This window comes from Blastococcus saxobsidens (assembly GCF_010682065.1).
In the GTDB taxonomy this organism is placed as follows: domain Bacteria; phylum Actinomycetota; class Actinomycetes; order Mycobacteriales; family Geodermatophilaceae; genus Blastococcus; species Blastococcus saxobsidens_B.
The window spans coordinates 1-19,563 of the sequence record NZ_JAAGWG010000038.1 but is presented as its reverse complement, the minus strand read 5'-3'; the positions used below and the strand labels follow the sequence as shown (position 1 = coordinate 19,563).

The window sequence follows — 19,563 nt, the reverse complement described above, 5'->3', positions numbered from 1 at the left end:
GGACGTCCTCCGGTTCAGGCGGACAGCTTCATCTCGCCGAACTCGGCCACCGGCACATCGGCCTCGACAGCGGCCCGGACCTCAGCGGGCGTCGGCGGCAGACCGATGCTCGGGGCGTGGCCGCGGAAGTTCGACAGCCACCATCGCCAGTCGGCCGGCACCAGGTCGAAGGGTGCGGGGTGGCCGAGCTCCCGGGCCGCCCACACCGGCCAGTGCGGGTTCGACAGCGCCGGGCGGCCGATCATCGCGACGTCGATCAGCTCCTGGCGGATGACGCTGTCGGCGGTCGCCGGGATGCCGAGGTTCCAGCTGGTGGCGACCGGGATTCCGACCTCGCGGCGGACGCGGGTGGCTCGGGACACGAAGCCGGCCGGCTCGTTGAAGAACGCCGGGTCGACCATGTCGTCGGTGTTGCCGCCCATGCTCAGGTCGGCGAGGTCGAGGCCGTGCTCCTTCATCCAGCCGATGGCCTCGATCGAGTCCTCGAACTGGGTGCCGTCGGGGTGGAAGTCGTCCGAACCGAGCCGCATGGTGAGGGGCAGGTGCTCGGGCCACACCTCGCGGACGGCGTCCAGTGCCTCGAGCAGGAAGCGGGCGCGGTTGCGCACACTGCCGCCGTACTCGTCGGTGCGCTGGTTGGCCAGGGGCGAGAAGAAGCTGGCGGCGAGGTAGCCGTGGGCGAAGTGCATCTCCAGCCACTCGTAGCCGGCGTCGGCGGCGCGGCGGGCGGCGTCGGCGTAGCTGCGGTGCAGCGCCTTGATCTCCTCGCGGGTGAGCGCGTGCACCGGGTAGGAGTGGTCGCCGCCGGCGGGGATGGCGGAGGGGCCGACGGTCAGCCAGCCGTCCGGGTGGTCCGGAGGCAGTGCCTTCCAGGAGCCCTGGGCGTTGGTCTCCTTGTGCGGCGGGACCTCGCTGCCCTTGCGGCCCGTGTGGCCGAGCTGGATGCCGGCGACGCCGCCGAACCGCTTGATCATGGAGGTGACGCGGGCGTGACCCTCGATCTGGTCGTCGTCCCAGATGCCGGCGCAGGAGGTCGTCGTGCGGCCGTCGGGGGTGATGGCGATCTGCTCGGGGAAGACCAGCCCGAAGCCACCGGCGGCGCGGGCGCCGAGGTACATGACGTGGTAGTCGTCCATCTTCCCGTCGACGGAGCCGTACATCGTCATGGGCGACATCGCGATGCGGTTGCGCAGGGTGACGCCCTTGAGCGTGAAGGGGGAGAACAGGTCGGGCACGGACGTTCCTCTCGACGACGGCTGGTGGTGGAAGGACACCCCGCGCGCGCTCCGCGGCGGTTTCGTCGGTCGGCGACCTGGGTCAACTTCTCCGCACAGCGGCTTCTCGTCGCCCGTGAGAGCCGTGTCCGGGGTATCGCGCACGGTTGCCGTCGGCTAGCCGGACTCCTCGGTGTTCAGGTAGGTGCACCGGAAGCGGGCCCTCGCCATGCCCTCGGTGAACCGGGCCTCCCACGCGGGGTCCTGGGCGGAGAAGTCCTCCAGCACCCGCTCGTCCAGCACGACCGGAAGCCCGTCGGGGCCGATGTAGGTGCGGCGGACGAGGATGCGGGTGCGGCCGTCGACCTCGTCGTGGCCGGGAACCCACCGGGCCTGCGCGACCGCGGCGGCCAGCACGGCCCGGTCCCGCCCGGAGCGGCGGAGGGCGTGCGGCGTCCCGCTGCGGAGTGCCGGCAGCAGCGACGTCGCGACGAACCAGCACAGCAGGACCACCACGCCGAGGAGCAGCAGCTCGACCAGCACGATGACCATGTCTCACGCTAGTGCGCCGCGGTGGTCCCGGGCGAGGGCGGAACGGTGGCGCGGCGACCGAGCGGGTGCTCGTCGACGTGCCGTGATCTGCGTCGTCCGGCAGCGGCGAGCGTGCCGGTCCGGGATCGGGCCTTCGGTGTCGCCTACGGTCGTCGTCGCGTCCTTCCCCGTTGCACATCCGGCAGGCTCCCGGCCCCTCGTCGGCCGGCGTGAGCCGAGCCCGGTGCCCGGAACCCCCGGGCCGGTGAAGGTGATCGATCCGGTCCGATCCCAGGAGTTCACCAGCGTTGTCCGGCACGCCCCCCGCTCCCACGTTCCGCCCGATGTCCACGGGCAACTTGCTGGCCGACTGCGAGCGCTGGTGCCGGGACACCCTGCCCCGTCCGGAAGCGCGGACCGCCTTGCGCGTGGTGCCGGCGCCGGCCCGGACGGTCGAGCCGGCGCTGCTCCGACGTCGGGCGTTCCGGCCGGGGGCCGGCTGGCCAGGCTCTGCCGTCGCGCGCACCGGGAGCTGAGCCGCTCGCTGCTCCGCCGGCGTCGTCCGACCGGGTGACACGAAGCCGGAACCTGTCAGTACCGTCCGGTCCCATCCGCGGGCGGGGCCGGTCGGCCTCACGGGGACCGCGGACGACGGAGGCACGGGCATGCAGCGACTCGACGGGCGACTGGTGCTCAGCCCGACCGACCTCACGGCCCATCAGGAGTGCCGGCACCTGACCCGGCTGGACCTCGGGGTGGCCGCGGGCGAGTGGGCGGCACCGGAGGTCGAGACGACCGAGGAGCTGCAGTTCGTCTTCGACCGGGGCATGGCGCACGAGGAGAAGTACCTCGCGTCGCTGGCGGCCTCCGGCAAGTCCATTGCGCGGATCGAGACGGTCTTCGACGCCGACGGACGCCGCCGGGCCGAGGAGCAGACGGTCGAGGCGATGCGCAGCGGCGTCGACGTCGTCTACCAGGGGACGTTCTTCGACGGCGTCTGGGGCGGGCAGTCCGACTTCCTGCTCCGGATCGACCGGCCGTCCCCGGTGTTCGGCGACTGGTCGTACGAGATCGCAGACACCAAGCTCGCCCGGAAGCTCAAGGTGGCTGCCCTGCTGCAGATGGCCACCTACGCCGAGCGGCTCACGAAGCTGCAGGGCGTGGCACCGGAGTTCGTCCACGTCGTCACCGGCGACGGCGTCTCGCGGCCGTGGCGGCTGAGCGACGTCGCCGCGTACGCCCGGCGGGCCCGGACCAGGCTGGAGACGTTTGTCGAGGCGCCACCGGAGACCGGGCCGTCGCCGATCGGCTACTGCGAGCAGTGCCGCTGGGCCGAGCGCTGCAACGGCGAGCTGCGCTCGGCGGACGACCTCGGCCTCGTGGCCGGCATGCGCGGCGACCACCGAGATCTGCTGCGGGCGGCGGGCATCCGGACGCTGGAGGCGCTCGCGATTGCTTCGCCGGAGCAGCTGAAGGCGTCCGGCATCGGCTCTGACGCACGCGTGCGACTGCAGCAGCAGGCGGCCGAGCAGCTTCGCGAGCGAACCACGGGGCAGTCGTCGCGGACACTGCTGCCGCCGGTCCCCGGCCTGGGTCTGCTCCGGTTGCCGCCGCCGTCGGCGGGCGACCTCTACCTGGACTTCGAGGGCGACCCCTGGTTCGAGGACGGCGCGGGCATCGAGTACCTCGCCGGGCTCGGCGACCGGTCGGGCGGGTTCACACCGCTGTGGGCGCACGACCGGCCGGCGGAGAAGCAGATGGTCGTCGAGCTGATCGACCGGATCGTCGCCGCCGCGCAGGCCGATCCGGCGATGCACATCTACCACTACGCGCCGTACGAGGTCACCGCGCTCAAGAAGCTGACCGGGGGCTACGGCGTCCGGGAGGCGGAGCTGGACCAGCTGCTGCGCGAGGAGCGGTTCGTCGACCTCTATCCCGTCGTCCGGCAGTCGATGCGGATCAGCAAGGAGTCGTACTCGATCAAGAAGGTCGAGGCGTTCTACGGGCGGTCGCACGTGGGCGAGGTGGCCAGCGGGCTGGGCAGCGTGCTGGTCTACGAGCAGTGGTTGCGCGACGGCGACGCCGCGAAGCTGGCCGCGATCGAGTCGTACAACACCGAGGACGTCGACTCGACCCGCGAGCTGCACGACTGGCTGGAGGAGCAGCGAACCGAGCTCGAGGCTGTGCACGGGTCGCTCCCGCGCCCGTCGCTGACTTCCTCGGCGCCGGACTCGAAGGTCACCGACGCGCAGGCTGCTGAGCTTGAGCTGGCTTCTCGGTTGCACGACGCCGGGCACGAGCTGCTCGGCGACCTCGTCGGCTGGCACCGACGCGAGGACCGGCCGGCCTGGTGGGAGGTCTACCGCCTGCAGGACCTGGACGCCGAGGAGCTGGAGCAGGACGGCACGGCGCTGGGCGGGCTGACCTTCGAGCGCTACGTGCGCCCGGAGAAGAAGAGCCACCTGTACGAGTACTCGTTCCCGGTGCAGGACACGAAGGTCGCCACCGGCGAGGCGCTCGACGTGGACACCGCGAAGAAGGTCGGCGAGGTCTTCGAGTTCGACGCCGCGGCCGGGCGGCTGGTGCTGAAGACGACGGCCTCGGAGGCGCCGCTGCCGCGCGGCCTCGGGCCGGGTGGGCCGCTGAACACCAAGAGCCTGCGCGAGGCGATCCAGGCCACGGCCGACGACGTGCTCGCCGGCCGCGACTGCCTCGGTGCCGCGCTGGTCGAGCGTCGCGTTCCCGCGGGAACGCCGCTGCTGCCCGGTGAGACGACGACCGAGGCGATCGTGCGGCTCGGACTGGCGCTGGACGGTGAGGTGCTGGCGATCCAGGGCCCGCCCGGAAGCGGCAAGACGACGGCCGCGGCCGAGTTGATCCGCGAGCTGCTGGACGCCGGGAAGAAGGTCGGCGTCACGGCGACCTCGCACGCCGTCATCGGCAACCTGCTGAAGGCGGTCGGGCGGCCGGCGCTGCAGAAGTGCACGGCGGATCAGCACTGCGGTTCCGACGACGTCGCCTGGTCGGCGGACAACGCCGTCGTGGCGGGCAAGCTGCTGGCCGGCGACGTGAACCTGGTGGGGGGCACGGCGTGGTTCTGGACGCGACCGGACCTGGCTGCTGCCGTGGACGTGTTGGTGGTCGACGAGGCGGGGCAGTTCTCGCTGGCGAACGCGGTGGCGGTGGCGCGGGGTGCGCGGTCGATGGTGCTGCTCGGCGACCCGCAGCAGCTGGCCCAGCCGAGCCAGGCGGTGCACCCGGGGGAGTCCGGCGCCTCGGCGCTGGAGCACCTGCTCGACGGGCACGCGACGATCCCGGCCGACCGCGGGGTGTTCCTGGACCGCTCGTACCGGATGCACCCGGACCTGACCGCGTTCGTGTCGGAGCTGGCCTACGAGGGCCGGCTCGAGGCGGCGGACGGTCGCGAGGGTGTCGCGGTGCTGGGGGAGGGGCCGCTGGCGGGGAGCGGGCTGCGGGCGGTGCCGGTGCGGCACGAGCTGACGGCGGCGGACAAGAGCCCGCAGGAGGCCGATTTCGTCGCGCGGCTGTGGCATTCGGTCCAGGGCTCCACCTGGCGGAACCACGAGGGCGTGGAGGCGCCGATCGGGCCGTCGGACGTGCTGGTCGTGGCGCCGTACAACGCGCAGGTCGGCCTGATCAAGGCGGCGCTGCCGGCCGGTGCGCGGGTGGGGACCGTGGACAAGTTCCAGGGCCAGGAGGCGCCGGTCGTCCTGTACTCGATGACCAGCACGAGCGCGGACGACGCACCTCGCGGTGTCGGGTTCCTCTACGACCTGAACCGGCTGAACGTGGCCGTGTCGCGGGCGCAGGCACTGGCCGCAGTGGTGCTGAGCCCGCTGCTGCTGGATGCGCCGGTGCGGACGCCGGACCAGCTGCGCCGGGTGAACGCCCTGTGCCGGCTGGTGGAGTCGGCGACGCTCGTCCCGGTGGACCCGGGCATGCAGGCCTGATGGAGTCGGTGCGCCGCGCGGCCGGCTGACCCCGCGGCGCCGGCGGTCAGCTGCCCGACGCCACGGGCTGGTTCTTGGCCCACAGGAGGAACTGGGCTGCCTGCTGCAGGTCGGGGACGTCGTTGCCGGCGAGCGACCGGAGCAGGTCGTTGCTCCAGGTGGCCAGGCGACCGATCGTCCACGTCGTCTTCGCGGCCGGCGGCAGGTCGAGGTCGAACACCAGCTTGGCGAGCTCCTTCTTGCCGTCGGTCGCGGCCGAGTACTTCAGCACCGGCAGCCACCGGTCGGGCTCGACGACGCACAGCACCTTGGTCAGCAGCGGCTCCTTGTTGAACGACGGGAAGCCGATGCCCTTCTTCCCGTCGATCAGCTGGGTGAGCCGGTCCTCCAGGCGCAGGCTCTCGGGGCCGTAGAGCAGGTGCTCGATCGACTCGCGGACCAGGTGCGCCGCCTTGTCCTGGCCCTGCGTCTTCCAGGCCCGGTTGAGCCCAGACATGTTGCCGGGCGAGGCGATCGTGGCCGAGTTGGCGAAGTGCAGGAGGTCGTCCGCCGGTGCCGTGGACAGGCCGTCGCGGCTGAACAGCTCCTGGTAGCGCTCGCGGTACTCGGCGACCTCGGGGTCGGGCTCGGGCCGGTCGAGCAGGAACTCGGCCTGCAACATCGCCACGCGCTCGCGGATCTCGTGCCGGACGGCGGCAGGGGTGGGGAACTCGGCGTGCAGTGAGTCGATCGTTTGCACCGCGGGGCGGCCGGGGTCGCGCTGGGCCTCGCCGCGCAGCCACTCGGTGCCGCACTCGTTGCAGTGGATGAGCAGCCGGCTGTCGAACTGGGGCGTGCCGTTGATGTCTTCACTCGAGCAGTTCGGGCAGGCGATCAGCGCCATGAGTTCTCGTCCTTCGGTTGTTCCGTGCGGGATTGCAACGTGTGATCCGTGGGGGAGGACGTCGGCCAGGACGGCGGGCCACAAGCGCTCGTCGCCGTCGGATGGATGATCTGAGCTTCCCACGTGACGACGGTGGGCCACGCAACCGACGGTCCTGGGAGACCGGCCCGTGCGCTCCCGTTAGCTGCCTACTGCGCGGCGCCCACTACAACTCGCTCTGCGGTCGGCTGCGTTGAGCGCTGGCCCACCAGGGTGCCGGTGTGACGCGGAGGCCGCCGTGGTGTGATGCCGGGCAGGTGTTCGTGACCGGCATCGGAGTCGGTCCGCTCGGTGGAGAGGTGGGCTCGTGGCCGGTACCGGTGAGGTTCTGCTCGAGGTGGACGGCGGCGTCGCGATCGTGACGCTCAACGCGCCGGACCGGCGCAACGCGCTGACCCCGGGGATGGCCGACGAGCTGATCGCGACGTTCGACGAGGTGGACGCCAAGCCGGAGGTCGGTGCGCTGGTCATCCGCGGCGTCGGCAAGTCGTTCTGCGCGGGCGGCGATGTCGCGACGCTGACCTCGGCCGGCAAGGACCCGGCGGCGCCGGATGCCTACGAGGGCATGGGCAAGATCTACGACTCCTTCTACCGGCTGGGCCAGGTTCGCGTGCCCACCGTTGCTGCCGTGCGCGGCTCCGCGGTGGGCGCCGGCATGAACATGCTGGTGGCGGCGGACCTGCGGATCGTCTCGAAGGACGTGCGGCTCCTCGCCGGCTTTCTGAAGCGCGGGATGCACCCGGGCGGTGGCCACTTCGTGATCCTGTCGCGCCTGATCGGCCGTGAGGCCGCGGCGGCGATGGCGCTGTTCGGTGAGGAGATCAACGGCGACAAGGCCGTCGACCTCGGGCTCGCGTGGGAGTCGCTGGACGACGCGGCTGTCGAGGACCGGGCGATCGAGCTGGCCCAGCGGGTGGCGGCTGACCCGGAGCTCGCCCGGGTAGCGGTGGGCAACTTCCGCAAGGAGGTCGTCAACGGCGCCATCCCGTGGGACGTCGCGATGCAGTCGGAGCGCCCGGCGCAGATGTGGTCGATGCGTCGTTCGGCGCAGTAGGCCCCGCCGGCCGATGCCTCCGCGGAAACCGCTGACGGCAGGAGCAAGTCAAAGTCGGCACATCGGTGACGCGCCTTCCGATGCGGGCGGTGAACATGCGAGCCGGGGCATCGCTATGCACCTCGAACGTCTGGGCCAGACGTGCCGGAAGCGCCGTTTAGCTCGTAGAACATGGCAGCCGGCAGGGCGGGCCCGGCGTCTTGAGCAAACAGGGTCTCCGCCATGCCCCGACCGACGGCAAAACGCGGCGGCTCGCGCACGCGTGCTGAGCAGGGGGCGCGCGTCGCATCGACCGCGCTCAAGCTGCCCTTCCGGACGCCTGCAAAGTCGTGGGATCGGTTACTGATGAAACCGGCCCTCGACCAGGCCGCATTGCTGCTGCCGTCACTGGGAGACCTCGTGCGTCGCAACGCCCGCTTCTGGCCCATTGACCACATCGGGCCATCGTGCTTCGTAGTTCATCCAATGCATCCGTACCCGAATGTACTGTCCCGCTGAGGAGGTGCCCGAATGTCGGTCGTGATCCCCGCCAGTTCGCAAGCAACCGAGCTGGTCGGTCTCGCTCGCCTAGCAACGAGCGACCCGGCGCAGCCCATCGTCGGGCCCCTTATCCCGCCCTTTCGCGTGATGCCTATCCGCGGAGCTCTCCGCCCGGGTGCACGACCGGCCAGAGTAGGGTCGAGCCGATGCCGGGTAGATGCGGGCCCTGACCAATCTGCACAAGCTCCGCGTGGTGGCGCATGAAAATCATCGACAACGTCAACGAGCTACTCGGAGATGATCTCAAGGCGGAGATCACGCCGGGATCGAAGGTGCGCATCGCCGCCTCGACCTTCTCAATCTTCGCGTTCGAGGCGCTCCGTAAGGAGCTCGAGCAGGTCGCCCAGCTGGAGTTCATCTTCACGGCACCGTCCTTCGTCACGAGCAAGGCCACGGACAAGCTCCGCAAGGAGCGCCGTGAGTTCTTCATCCCCCATGCCAAGGGTGGAGAGTCGAGCCTCTACGGCTCGGAGTTCGAGATCCGGCTGCGAAACAAGTTGACGCAGCGCGCGATTGCGAAGGAGTGTGCCGACTGGGTGCGGCGCAAGGCCATCTTCCGGTCTAACTCCACGGGAAACCCGATGCAGCAGTTCGCCGTGGTCGACGACAAGGCTGCCTACATGCCGCTCCAGGGGTTCACGACCGCAGACCTCGGCTACGAGCGCGGCAACGCTGTCTCGAACATGGTGCACCGGATCGACGATGCGCCGATGACTGTGCAGTACGTCCGTCTGTTCGACCAGATCTGGCACAACCCAGACCAGCTCGACGACGTCACCCACGCGGTTTACGACCACATCGCCAGCGTGTACGCCGAGAACTCACCGGCGCGCATCTACTTCCAAATCCTCTACAACCTGTTCGCCGAATTTCTCGACGACATCAGCGAGGACGTGCTGCCCAACGATCGCACCGGCTACAAAGAGACGGCGGTCTGGAACTCGCTCTACAACTTCCAGCGGGACGCTGCGACCGGGATCATCAACAAGCTCGAGACCTACAACGGCTGCATCCTCGCTGACAGCGTCGGTCTCGGTAAGACCTTCACGGCCCTCGCCGTGATCAAGTACTACGAGCTGCGCAACAAGTCGGTGCTGGTGCTGGCCCCGAAGAAGCTCGCGGAGAACTGGACGAACTACAACGCGAACTTGACGACGAACATTTTCGCCAAGGACCGCTTCAACTACGACGTCCTCGCTCACACCGACTTGTCACGCACCAAGGGTGAGTCTGGGGGACTCCGGCTTGACCGAGTGAACTGGGGCAACTACGACCTCGTCGTCATCGACGAGTCCCATAACTTCCGCAACGCTGACTATGCGGAGGAGAAGGAATCCCGCTACCAGCGTTTGATGCGGCAGGTGATCCGCGAGGGCGTGAAATCCAAGGTGCTCATGCTGTCGGCGACGCCGGTCAACAACCGGTTCAACGACCTAAAGAACCAGCTCCAGCTCGCCTATGAGGGCGAGTCGGAGAACCTCGCGAAGCATCTCAGCCTGTCCACGACCGTGGAGAGGGTCTTCAGTGATGCCCAACGGGCGTTCAACGAGTGGTCGAAGCTACCGCCGGATTCTCGCACCCCAGCTGCGATCTTGAAAATGCTCGACTTCGATTTCTTTGAGTTGCTCGACTCGGTCACCATCGCACGGTCACGCAAGCATATCCAGGCCTTCTACGACACCACCGAGATCGGTGCTTTTCCGGAGCGCATGCCGCCGGCCTCGATCCGTGAGCCGCTTACTGACCTCCAGGATGTCCCGACGTTCAAGGAGATCTTCGAGCAACTGCAGGAGCTAACGCTCGCCGTCTACACGCCCTTGAAATACGTACTCGATAGCCGTGTGCAGAAGTACGACGACCTGTACAACATCGAGGGCGGAACCGCACGGTCAAACCTCGGGCAGCGGGGCCGTGAGCAGGGGCTGAAGAAGCTGATGACCGTCAACTTGCTGAAGCGGTTGGAGAGCTCGGTCGAGGCCTTTCGGCTCACCCTCGCGAAGATCGAAGGAGCGGTCGACCACACGTTGGGCCGGCTTGACTCTCACGAGAGCGCGATCGCCGACATGAACATCGACATCGCTGGCCTAGACGTCGATGACGAGGACGCAGTCGGCGCCGACGCTCTCTTGTTTGGCCAGAACATCAAGATCGATCTTGATGACGTCGACGTTGAGTCGTGGCGACGCGACCTGTGGAACGATCGTGAGACGCTCCGCAGATTGCTCGACGAGATGCGGAGGGTCACACCGGAGCACGACCGCAAGCTCCGGGCGCTCACCGACCTGATCGCCGGCAAGGCCGCTCAGCCGATCAACGAGGGCAACCGCAAGGTGCTCATCTTCTCGGCCTTCGCCGACACCGCCGAGTACCTGTACCGGGAACTCGCTCCGCGCTTGAGCAAGGCTGGGCTTGAGTCCGCCCTGGTCACCGGCGGCGGTCACGCCGCGAAGACCACGCTCGGTCCCGGCTATGACTTCCAGCAGGTGCTCACGCTCTTCTCCCCGAGGTCAAAGCAGCGACACTTGACCATGCCCAAGGTGACCGACGAGCTCGACGTTTTGATCGCCACCGACGTGATCAGCGAAGGCCAGAACCTCCAGGACTGCGACTACCTCGTCAACTACGACATCCACTGGAACCCGGTCCGCATCATCCAGCGCTTCGGTCGCGTGGACCGCATCGGTTCCACGAACACGTACATCCAGCTGGTCAACTTCTGGCCCGACATCTCTCTAGACGAGTACATCAACCTGAAGGAACGGGTCGAGAACCGCATGGTCATCGCTGACCTGGCGGGAACCGCTGACGACAATGTCCTGACTTTGGAGGACGGAGACGCAGCCTTCCGCAAAGAACAGCTCCGCAAGCTGCAGAACGAGGTCATCGAGCTCGAAGACGTCCGCACCGGCGTCTCGATCACCGACCTAGGCCTCAACGACTTCCGCATGGATCTCCTGGGCTACATCAAGGAGTACGGCGATCTCGCCACCGCGCCCAAGGGCCTCCATGCCGTGGTCCCTGCCCAAGCGGACAAGGGACTCAAGCCGGGAGCGCTCTTCGTCCTTCGCAACGTGAACGCCGACAAGAACATCAACCGCGGCAACCGGCTCCACCCGCGCTATCTGGTCTATCTCGACGACGACGGCAACGTCATCGCCGACCACACGGAGGTCAAGCACCTTCTCGACCTCATTCGCGCCGGGTGCCGCCCCCATGACGAGCCGGTCAGTGCGGTCACGCGCATCTTCAACTCGGCCACCAACGAGGGCGCTGAGATGGGGCACTACTCGGAGCTGCTCACCGCGGCGATTAGCTCGATGGTCGACGTGACGGCCGAACGCGACCTGGACAGCCTCTTCACCGACGGAGCTACGACCGCGCTCACCCAGAGCATCGGCGGACTGGACGATTTCGAGCTCATCGCCTTCATCGCCATTGTGGACCCTGCGCAGAGCACCGCATGAGGGCCTCGCTGTATCGCTGGCCGTCCGCAGCCCAGTTCGGCCGCACGGTTCCCAAGACCAAGTTCTACGAGCACGCGAGCATCGGATCAACGATCAAGGACTGCTTCGTCTCCGACGTACGACGCATCACATGGGCCTACAAGCTCGCCGAGTCGACGATCAACCTTCCGGGCAGCGTGGAAGTCCCAGAGATCCAGGTCTTCGAGATCGGAGCCAAGGAAGAGGACGTCGCGGAGGGCGTGCTCGCTGCGATCGACAAGGCGGTCCGAACTCCGATCATCTTCGAGATCAGCCGGGGGGAGGGCACCAACGGAACCATCCGCATGGTCGCTGCCCACAAGCAGCTCGGCACCGGTGCCCCGAAATTAGGCCCCTACTTCAGCACCTCCTGGCAACCCGCACCCGGCGACCGAACCCCGCTCCCGGCGGCCATCGACTTGACGAGCATGTACACGGCGCTCCTGCAGCCGTTGACGCCGGTCGCGTCGCGTGCTGGCGAGGATGTGTCGGAGATCGTCAGCAGACTTACGACCGTTCAGTCGCTCGAGCGCGAGGTCACCGCCTTGGAGCGGAAGCTCCGGAACGAACCGCAGCTCAATCGGAAGATAGAGCTGCGTCAGACCTTGAAGACCAAGCAGGCAATGCTCGTGGACCTCACGAGCCGGACCCCCAGCCCGGCCACGGGCGACATGAACTGAGGACAACCGTGGAGAAGCTCCGAATGACGTCACGCGACCTCGCGGCGGCCAATATCGACAAGATCGCTGCGATGTTTCCGGGCGTCATCACTGAGGCCCTCGACGCAGAAGGGGATCCGGTACGCGTAGTCAACTTTGACTTGCTCCGCCAAGAGCTCTCCGATCGCCAGGTCGAGGGGCCGCAGGAGCGCTACCAGCTCGACTGGCCGGGCAAGCGGGCCGCAGCGTTCGCTGCCAACGCTCCGATTGCGAAGACGCTCCGGCCGGTTCGCGAGCAGTCTGTCGACTTCGACACGACGAAGAACCTGTTTATCGAGGGTGACAATCTCGATGCGCTGAAACTCTTGCAGGAGTCGTACTTGGGCAAAGTGAAGTTCATCTACATCGATCCTCCGTACAACACGGGCAACGACTTCGTCTACAACGACGACTTTGCCGAGAGCACCGCGGAGTACCTCGTTCGCAGTGGTCAGGCTACGGACGAGGGGGTTCGGCTCGTCGCAAACGGCGAAGCGAACGGCCGTTTCCATTCCGACTGGCTCAGCATGGTCTACCCGCGCCTCAAACTGGCGCGAAACCTGCTTCGTGATGATGGCGTGATTTGTGTGAGCATCGACGATAATGAGGTCCACAACCTTCGAAAGGTTGGCGATGAGGTGTTCGGGGCGTCCAACTTTGTCGGGGAGATCGTCGTAGTCGCCAATCCTCGAGGGCGACAGTCGGATTCTTTTGTCGCTGGGGTGCACGACACTGTCCTTGTCTGGGCCCGGGGCCGCGGTTCTGCAGAAGTTGGAGGACGGCCCCTGGACCCCGAGCAGAAGAAGGAGTTCGGTCTCTTCGACGAGGAGATCGGCCACCATCGCCTCTTGGGCCTGCGGCAGCGGGGCTCTGCATCACGGCGCATAGATCGGCCTGAGATGTACTTTCCGATCTTCGTATCCCCAGACGGCAGCGAGCTCACTCTTGACCCGTGTGAAGGGTGGGCAGAAGTGCTCCCAAAAAAGTCGGATGGCACCGACGGTCGTTGGATGTGGGGCCGCGATAAATGTCGACGGGATGCCGGTCGGCTGGTAGCGAAGTGGATTGAACGCCGCGGTGAGTACGACGTCTTCGTGAAGGATCCCCTGAATAAAGGTGGAATAGAGAGACTTCGCAAGTTCAAGTCAATCTGGGATGACAAGGGATTCAACAACCAAGCGGGAACGCAGGAAGTCAAGGCGCTCCTCGGCGGCGACTTTATGAGCTTTCCGAAGCCTGTCGCGCTGATGCGGGAGCTTCTGCTGTTGGGGGCGCCGACTGGCGGTGTCGTGCTCGACTTCTTCGCCGGATCATCTTCGATGGCGCACGCAGTCATGAAGCTGAACCAGGAAGATGGGCTACAGCGCCCCTTCATCATGGTTCAGCTGGATGAGCCGCTCGAACCAACCAGCGAGGCGCGGAGGGCCGGTTTCTCAAGCATCGCCGCGTTGTCGCGCGAGCGCGTGCGGCGTGCGGGGGCGGCGGTCGCCGATGCCGCGGGTGCGGATATGCATGAATTCGACGCCGGCTTCCGCGCGCTCCGGGTCGACACCACGAATATGTCAGATGTGCTCCGTACCCCTGATGCCACAGACCAGCAAGCTCTTGCCGGGCTCGAGGACAGTGTGAAGCCTGGGCGAACAGGGGAGGACCTCCTCTTTCAGGTGCTGCTCGATTGGGGCGTCGACCTAGCGCTGCCCATTTCGGTTCAGCAGGCCGAGGGGCGCGAAGTCTTCGTGGTAGACGGCGGCGCGCTCGTCGCATGCTTTGACGACGAGGTCACTCCTGAGCTTGTTCGCGTTCTCGCGAAGCAGGTGCCCCTGCAAGTCGTCTTCCGCGACTCTGGTTTCACGTCAGACGACGCGCGGATCAATGCGGAGCAGGTTTTCCGGGAACTTTCGCCTGTGACCGACGTGAAGGTCATCTGATGCGCATGAAGCTCCAATTCAAGATTCAGCCTTATCAGACGGACGCTGTCGACTCGGTTGTTGACGTGTTCGCCGGTCAGTCTCGACGAACCGGCATCCCCTACAGGATGGACCCTGGCAAGGTGAGGCCGAATGCGGTGCCGGCGCTGTTCGAAACCGGCACCACTCCAGACTCCGGTCTGCGCAACGCCGAAATCGAGCTGTCCGCGGCTCAGCTGCTCGCGAACCTTCACCGGGTTCAGAAGTCTCGGAACCTGCCGCTGGCCTCTAAGGTCGTCGACAGCAAGGCCGCGCCTGGGGCACCGAATCTCGACATCGAGATGGAGACCGGAACCGGCAAGACCTACGTCTACATCAAGACCATCATGGAGCTGAACAAGCGCTACGGCTGGTCGAAGTTTATCATCGTCGTGCCGTCCGTGGCGATCCGCGAAGGCGTCATGAAGTCGTTCGACGTCACGGCCGAGCACTTCCAGCAGACCTACGGCACCAAGCCGCGCTCCTTCATTTACAACTCCTCGCAGCTGCATGAGGTGGAGCGGTTCAGCTCCGACGCCGGCGTGCAGGTCATGATCATCAACATCCAAGCTTTCAACGCCTCGGGAAAGGACAACCGGCGCATCTACGACGTGCTGGACGATTTCCAGTCCCGCAAGCCGATCGACGTGATCAGCGCGAACAGGCCCATCGTCGTCATCGACGAGCCACAGAAGATCGGTGCGCCCAAGTCGCTTGAGGCTCTGTCCCGCTTCAACGCCCTGATGGTGCTGCGCTACTCGGCCACCCACAAGGTGGAGCACGCGAAGGTTCACCGACTCGACGCCCTCGATGCGTACAACCAGAAGCTCGTCAAGAAGATCGCTGTCCGTGGCATCACGGTCAAGGGCCTGGCCGGCTCCACTGCCTACCTCTACCTCGACGCGATCGAGGTCAAGAAGGGCCAGCCACCCACGGCCCGCGTGGAGCTGGAAGTTCAGACCAAGGGCGGTCCGATCAAGCGGCAACTTAAGCGGGTCACCAAGGGCACCCGACTTCATGACCTCGCGAACGGTATCGAGGCCTACAAGGAGCTCGTGGTCACCGACGTCAGCGCGATCGACGACACCATCACGCTCAGCAACGGGGACGTCGTCGTCGCGGGCCAGCTCGCGGATCGTGACGTGACCGAGGAGACCAAGCGGCGGATCCAGATCCGCGAAGTTATCCGCGCGCACATCGAGAAGGAGCGCGAACTCTTCAGCCAAGACATCAAGGTCCTCTCGCTCTTCTTCATCGACGAGGTCGCCAAGTACCGTGACTACGACCGCAAGGACACCCTTGGCGACTACGCGCGACTGTTCGAGGAGGAGTACGTCGGCCTGGTTGAGGAGGTACTGGGGGAGTTGGATCTCGACGGCGCAACAGCGGCTTACAAGAAGTACCTCAGCCGTGACGAAGCCCGGAACGTGCACCAGGGCTACTTCTCGATTGACAAGAAGAACAAGCGAGTCGTCGACGGCGACGTGCACAAGACCGGCGATGAAAAGGGTCAGTCCAAGGACGTTGCCGCCTACGATTTGATCCTCAAGGACAAGGAACGCCTGCTGTCCTTCGAGGAGCCTGTGAGGTTCCTGTTCTCACACTCGGCCCTTCGCGAGGGATGGGACAACCCCAATGTGTTCGTCATGGGCATCCTCAAGAAGAGTGACAACACCATCTCGCGACGGCAGGAGATCGGACGGGGACTGCGGCTCGCCGTCGACCAGAACGGCGAGCGCATGGACAACCCGGTCACGGTGCATGCCATCAACCAGCTCACCGTCGTGACCGACGAGTCCTACACCGACTTCGTGGCCGGGCTGCAGAAGGAGATCGCTGAGTCGCTGGCGGCGCGCCCGCGGAAGGCCAGCGTCAAGTTCTTCACTGGCAAGACGATCCACACAGAGTCCGGCGAGAGCGCCGTCGACGAGAAGCTCGCGACCGCTCTGTACAACTACCTTCTGCGCAACGACTACGTCGACGACGACGGGCTCGTGACGCAGAAGTACAAGGAGGGCAAGGACGCAGGGACGCTCGCCGAGCCGTTGTCCGAAGTGCTCAAGCCGGTCATCGACTCCGTGTGGCCATTGGTCGACGCCCTGTACATCGACATCCCGGCGCCGACGAACGACCGCAGGCCCAAGAAGATCCCGCTCAACGAGGCAAACTTCAAGAAAAAGGAGTTCCAAGAGCTCTGGAGTCGGATCAACCACAAGGCCGTCTATCAGGTCGAGTTCGACTCGGCCGAGTTGGTAGGCAAGTGCGTGGTATCTCTCGACACCCACTTGAACGTCGCTGCCATGCAGTACGTCGTCCAGGCCGGTAGGCAGCGGGAGTCGCTCGACGCTGATGACCTGGCCAGTGGCACCGGATTCGACGTCTCCACAACTTCAACCCAAACCGAGACGGTGTCTGCCAGGTCTCAGGTCAAGTACGACCTGCTGGGCGAGGTGACCGAGAAGACCCAGCTCACTCGCCGCACTGCCGCTGCGATCCTTGGCCGGATCACCCCGAACACGTTCGGCAAGTTCCGTCTCAACCCGGAGCAATTCATCACCGAAGCCGCGCGACTCATCAACGAGCAGAAGGCCACGGTCATCGTCGAGCATCTGGCGTACGACGCGCTGGAGGACCGTTTCGACATGGCCATCTTCACGGAGAACCAGAGTGCCCAGGACTTCGCTAAGGCTGGTGAGAAGCTCAAGAAGCACGTGTACGACTACGTCGTCACGGACTCGAAGGTTGAGCGTGACTTCGTCACCGAGTTGGACACAAGCTCCGAGATAGGGGTGTACGCCAAGTTGCCGCGCGGCTTCTTCATCCCGACTCCGGTCGGGGACTACAACCCTGACTGGGCAATCGCGTTCACCGAGGGTTCGGTCAAGCACGTGTACTTCGTCGCCGAGACGAAAGGCTCCCTCTCCACCCTACAACTGAAGGGTGTCGAGAATGCGAAGATCGAGTGCGCCCGGAAGTTCTTCGCCGACGTCAACAAGAAGTTCGAGGGCCAGGTGAAGTACGACGTCGCCGACAGCTACTCCAAGCTGATGGAACTCGTGACGGTGTAGGGATGATGACTGTGACCGATATTGACCGGACGATCGACGGCGTTGCCAAGACCATCGCCGAAGTCCTGGAGAAAAAAAAGTACTTGATCGACTACTACCAACGCGAGTACAAGTGGGAGTCGAAGCAGATCGCTGAGCTCGTAGCCGATCTGACTGCCAAGTTCCTCGACCTCTATGAGGCTGACCACGCCCGCAAGGACGTTGCCAAGTACCCCGGCTACTACCTCGGTTCCATAATCATTTCGCAGAAGGGCAGTCAGCCTTTCGTCGTCGATGGCCAGCAGCGGCTGACTAGCCTCACGCTGTTCCTCACATACCTGCGTCGTCTCCAGCAGGGACGGGACGAGGTGGTCAACATCGACGAGCTCATTTACTCCGAGAGGTTCGGGGAGAAGTCGTTCAACCTCGATGTTCCCGATCGCAACGACTGCATGGAGGCCTTGTTCGAGTTAGGCGAATACGAGCCGCCCTCGGACGCAGCGGAGTCAGTCCACACGCTCGTCGCCAGGTACGCAGAACTTGACGGGCTCTTCCCCGACGAGCTGAAGGAGGCCGCGCTCCCGTTCTTCATCGATTGGCTCAAGGACCGGGTCCAGCTCGTCCAGATCACCGCGTACAGCGACGACGACGCCTACGCCATCTTCGAGACGATGAACGATCGCGGCCTCAAGCTCACCCCGGCAGACATGCTCAAGGGGTACCTGCTCGCCAACATGGAAGACGGGAAGCCTCGCACCAAGGCCAACGAGCTTTGGCGCAAGCGGCTGCGCAGCCTGGACGAGCAGGCGGAGGACGCCAGCTCCGACTTCCTCAAGACGTGGCTGCGAAGCCAGTACTCGACCAAGATTCGTGAGCGCAGAAAGGGAGCACGCCCCGAGGACTGGGATCGGATCGGCACCGAGTTCCACCGCTGGCTCCGCGGCGCGCACGATAGCGTTGGCCTGAAGGCGCGCGACGACTTCTATCACTTCGTGGTCCGTGACCTCGACTTCTACAGCCACCACTACGCGCGCATCCTCGACGCATCGACGGGACCCTTCCAGCCGGACAGCCCTCTCCGCTTCATCCGCTTCAACGCCGACCTCGGCTTCACACTCCAGAATCAGCTGCTCCTGGCGCCGCTCCGAGTCGATGACAACTCAGCCGCCATCGACAGGAAGTTGGAGTTGGTCGGCCGGTTCACCGACATCCTCCTCGCGCGCCGCATCTGGAACTTCCGCGCGACGGCGTACTCAACGATGCAGTACGCGATGTTCACCGTCATGCGCGACATCCGTGGCCTTAGCGAGCCTGACCTGGCCAAGTTGCTCCGTGACTACCTGTTCAAGGTCGACGAGTCCTTCGACTACGACGGCCTGTACGTCCACCAGCAAAACCGGAGCCAACTTCACAAGATTTTGGCTCGGATCACAGACCACATCACCGTGAAGTCCGGCCACGCCTCGAACTACATCGAGCTCACGAACGGTGCGAAGGTGAAGTACGAGGTTGAGCACATCTGGGCCGACCGTCCCGAGCGGCACACCGACGACTTCAGCCACGAAGCCGATTTCGCCCGTCATCGAAACCGGATCGGTGACCTGTTGCTGCTGCCCAAGCAGTTCAACGCGAGCTACAACGACGAGACCTACGCGCAGAAGCGTCCGAGGTACTTTAGCCAGAACTTGCTTGCCGCCAGCCTGGATCCCCAGGCCTACGAGAAGAACCCCGGCTTCTTGGCCTTCGTCAAGAACTCGGGTCTGCCGTTCCGCGCCCACGAGGAGTTCAAAGCGGCTGACATCGTCGAGCGTGGCAACCTGTACCGCGATATCGCCAAGCAACTCTGGAATCCCGACGACCTGACCGCTGTCACGGCGAACGAGGTGCCATGACAGGCTGAGCTGACGGCCAAGCCTGACGGCAGCAATCTGCCTGGGATTCGCCAACACGCGAGCTCTTCCCACGCGTTTTGTTGCGACCCTCCGGGACGGCCTGCGGCTGGTGCTCCGCCCGTGCGGGTGGTCGAAGATCGTCGAGGCGACGAACTGGGGGTGCTCGTGCTCTCAGAAGCGGAGCACCGTCTAGGGCATGTCTCTTAAGTGCGTAGCCAGGTGATGATCGCGGCCAGGACGGCAGCAGCTCGGTAGACGATGGCGAG

At 65.6% G+C, this 19,563-nt stretch carries 10 protein-coding genes; 7 read left to right on the top strand and 3 right to left on the bottom strand.

Going from position 1 to position 19,563, the window contains the following annotated elements:
- Positions 1 to 14: 14 nt before the first annotated feature.
- Positions 15 to 1,235, bottom strand: coding sequence for an NADH:flavin oxidoreductase/NADH oxidase (locus GCU60_RS18140; protein ID WP_163207787.1), 1,221 nt, complete (start codon positions 1,233 to 1,235; stop codon positions 15 to 17).
- 156 nt (positions 1,236 to 1,391) lie between these two features.
- A complete protein-coding gene (locus GCU60_RS18135; RefSeq protein ID WP_163207785.1) occupies positions 1,392 to 1,766 on the bottom strand; it encodes a hypothetical protein in 375 nt (124 codons plus the stop codon).
- A 644-nt stretch (positions 1,767 to 2,410) separates the two neighbouring features.
- On the opposite strand from GCU60_RS18135, the gene GCU60_RS18130 reads away from it, so the two are divergent.
- On the top strand, positions 2,411 to 5,716 hold the full coding sequence (locus GCU60_RS18130) for a TM0106 family RecB-like putative nuclease (protein WP_163207783.1): 3,306 nt from the start codon (positions 2,411 to 2,413) through the stop codon (positions 5,714 to 5,716).
- A gap of 46 nt (positions 5,717 to 5,762) precedes the next feature.
- On the opposite strand, the gene GCU60_RS18125 is transcribed toward GCU60_RS18130, so the two are convergent.
- Entirely contained in the window at positions 5,763 to 6,599 is an 837-nt protein-coding gene (locus GCU60_RS18125) for a hypothetical protein (RefSeq protein ID WP_163207781.1), read from the bottom strand.
- 346 nt (positions 6,600 to 6,945) lie between these two features.
- Here GCU60_RS18125 and GCU60_RS18120 point away from each other — a divergent pair, with 346 nt between their 5' ends.
- From GCU60_RS18120 to GCU60_RS18095, 6 genes are all read left to right on the top strand, one after another.
- On the top strand, positions 6,946 to 7,692 hold the full coding sequence (locus tag GCU60_RS18120) for an enoyl-CoA hydratase-related protein (protein ID WP_163207779.1): 747 nt from the start codon (positions 6,946 to 6,948) through the stop codon (positions 7,690 to 7,692).
- Positions 7,693 to 8,432: 740 nt separating this feature from the next.
- Entirely contained in the window at positions 8,433 to 11,696 is a 3,264-nt protein-coding gene (locus tag GCU60_RS18115) for a helicase-related protein (RefSeq protein ID WP_163207777.1), read from the top strand.
- On the top strand, positions 11,693 to 12,394 hold the full coding sequence (locus GCU60_RS18110) for a DUF4391 domain-containing protein (RefSeq protein WP_163207775.1): 702 nt from the start codon (positions 11,693 to 11,695) through the stop codon (positions 12,392 to 12,394). Before GCU60_RS18115 ends, GCU60_RS18110 begins: the two co-directional genes overlap by 4 nt.
- Positions 12,395 to 12,402: 8 nt before the next feature.
- The gene (locus GCU60_RS18105; RefSeq protein WP_163207772.1) at positions 12,403 to 14,340 is read left to right on the top strand and encodes a DNA methyltransferase; all 1,938 of its coding nucleotides are present in this window, start codon (positions 12,403 to 12,405) and stop codon (positions 14,338 to 14,340) included.
- Complete coding sequence (locus tag GCU60_RS18100; protein ID WP_239521407.1) at positions 14,340 to 17,426, top strand: type III restriction-modification system endonuclease; 3,087 nt, start codon at positions 14,340 to 14,342, stop codon at positions 17,424 to 17,426. The genes GCU60_RS18105 and GCU60_RS18100 overlap by 1 nt, the downstream gene beginning before the upstream one ends.
- Before the next feature lie 2 nt (positions 17,427 to 17,428).
- Positions 17,429 to 19,297 (top strand): DUF262 domain-containing protein, encoded by a 1,869-nt coding sequence (locus GCU60_RS18095; RefSeq protein ID WP_204262275.1) that lies wholly within the window; start codon positions 17,429 to 17,431, stop codon positions 19,295 to 19,297.
- Positions 19,298 to 19,563 lie beyond the last annotated feature (266 nt).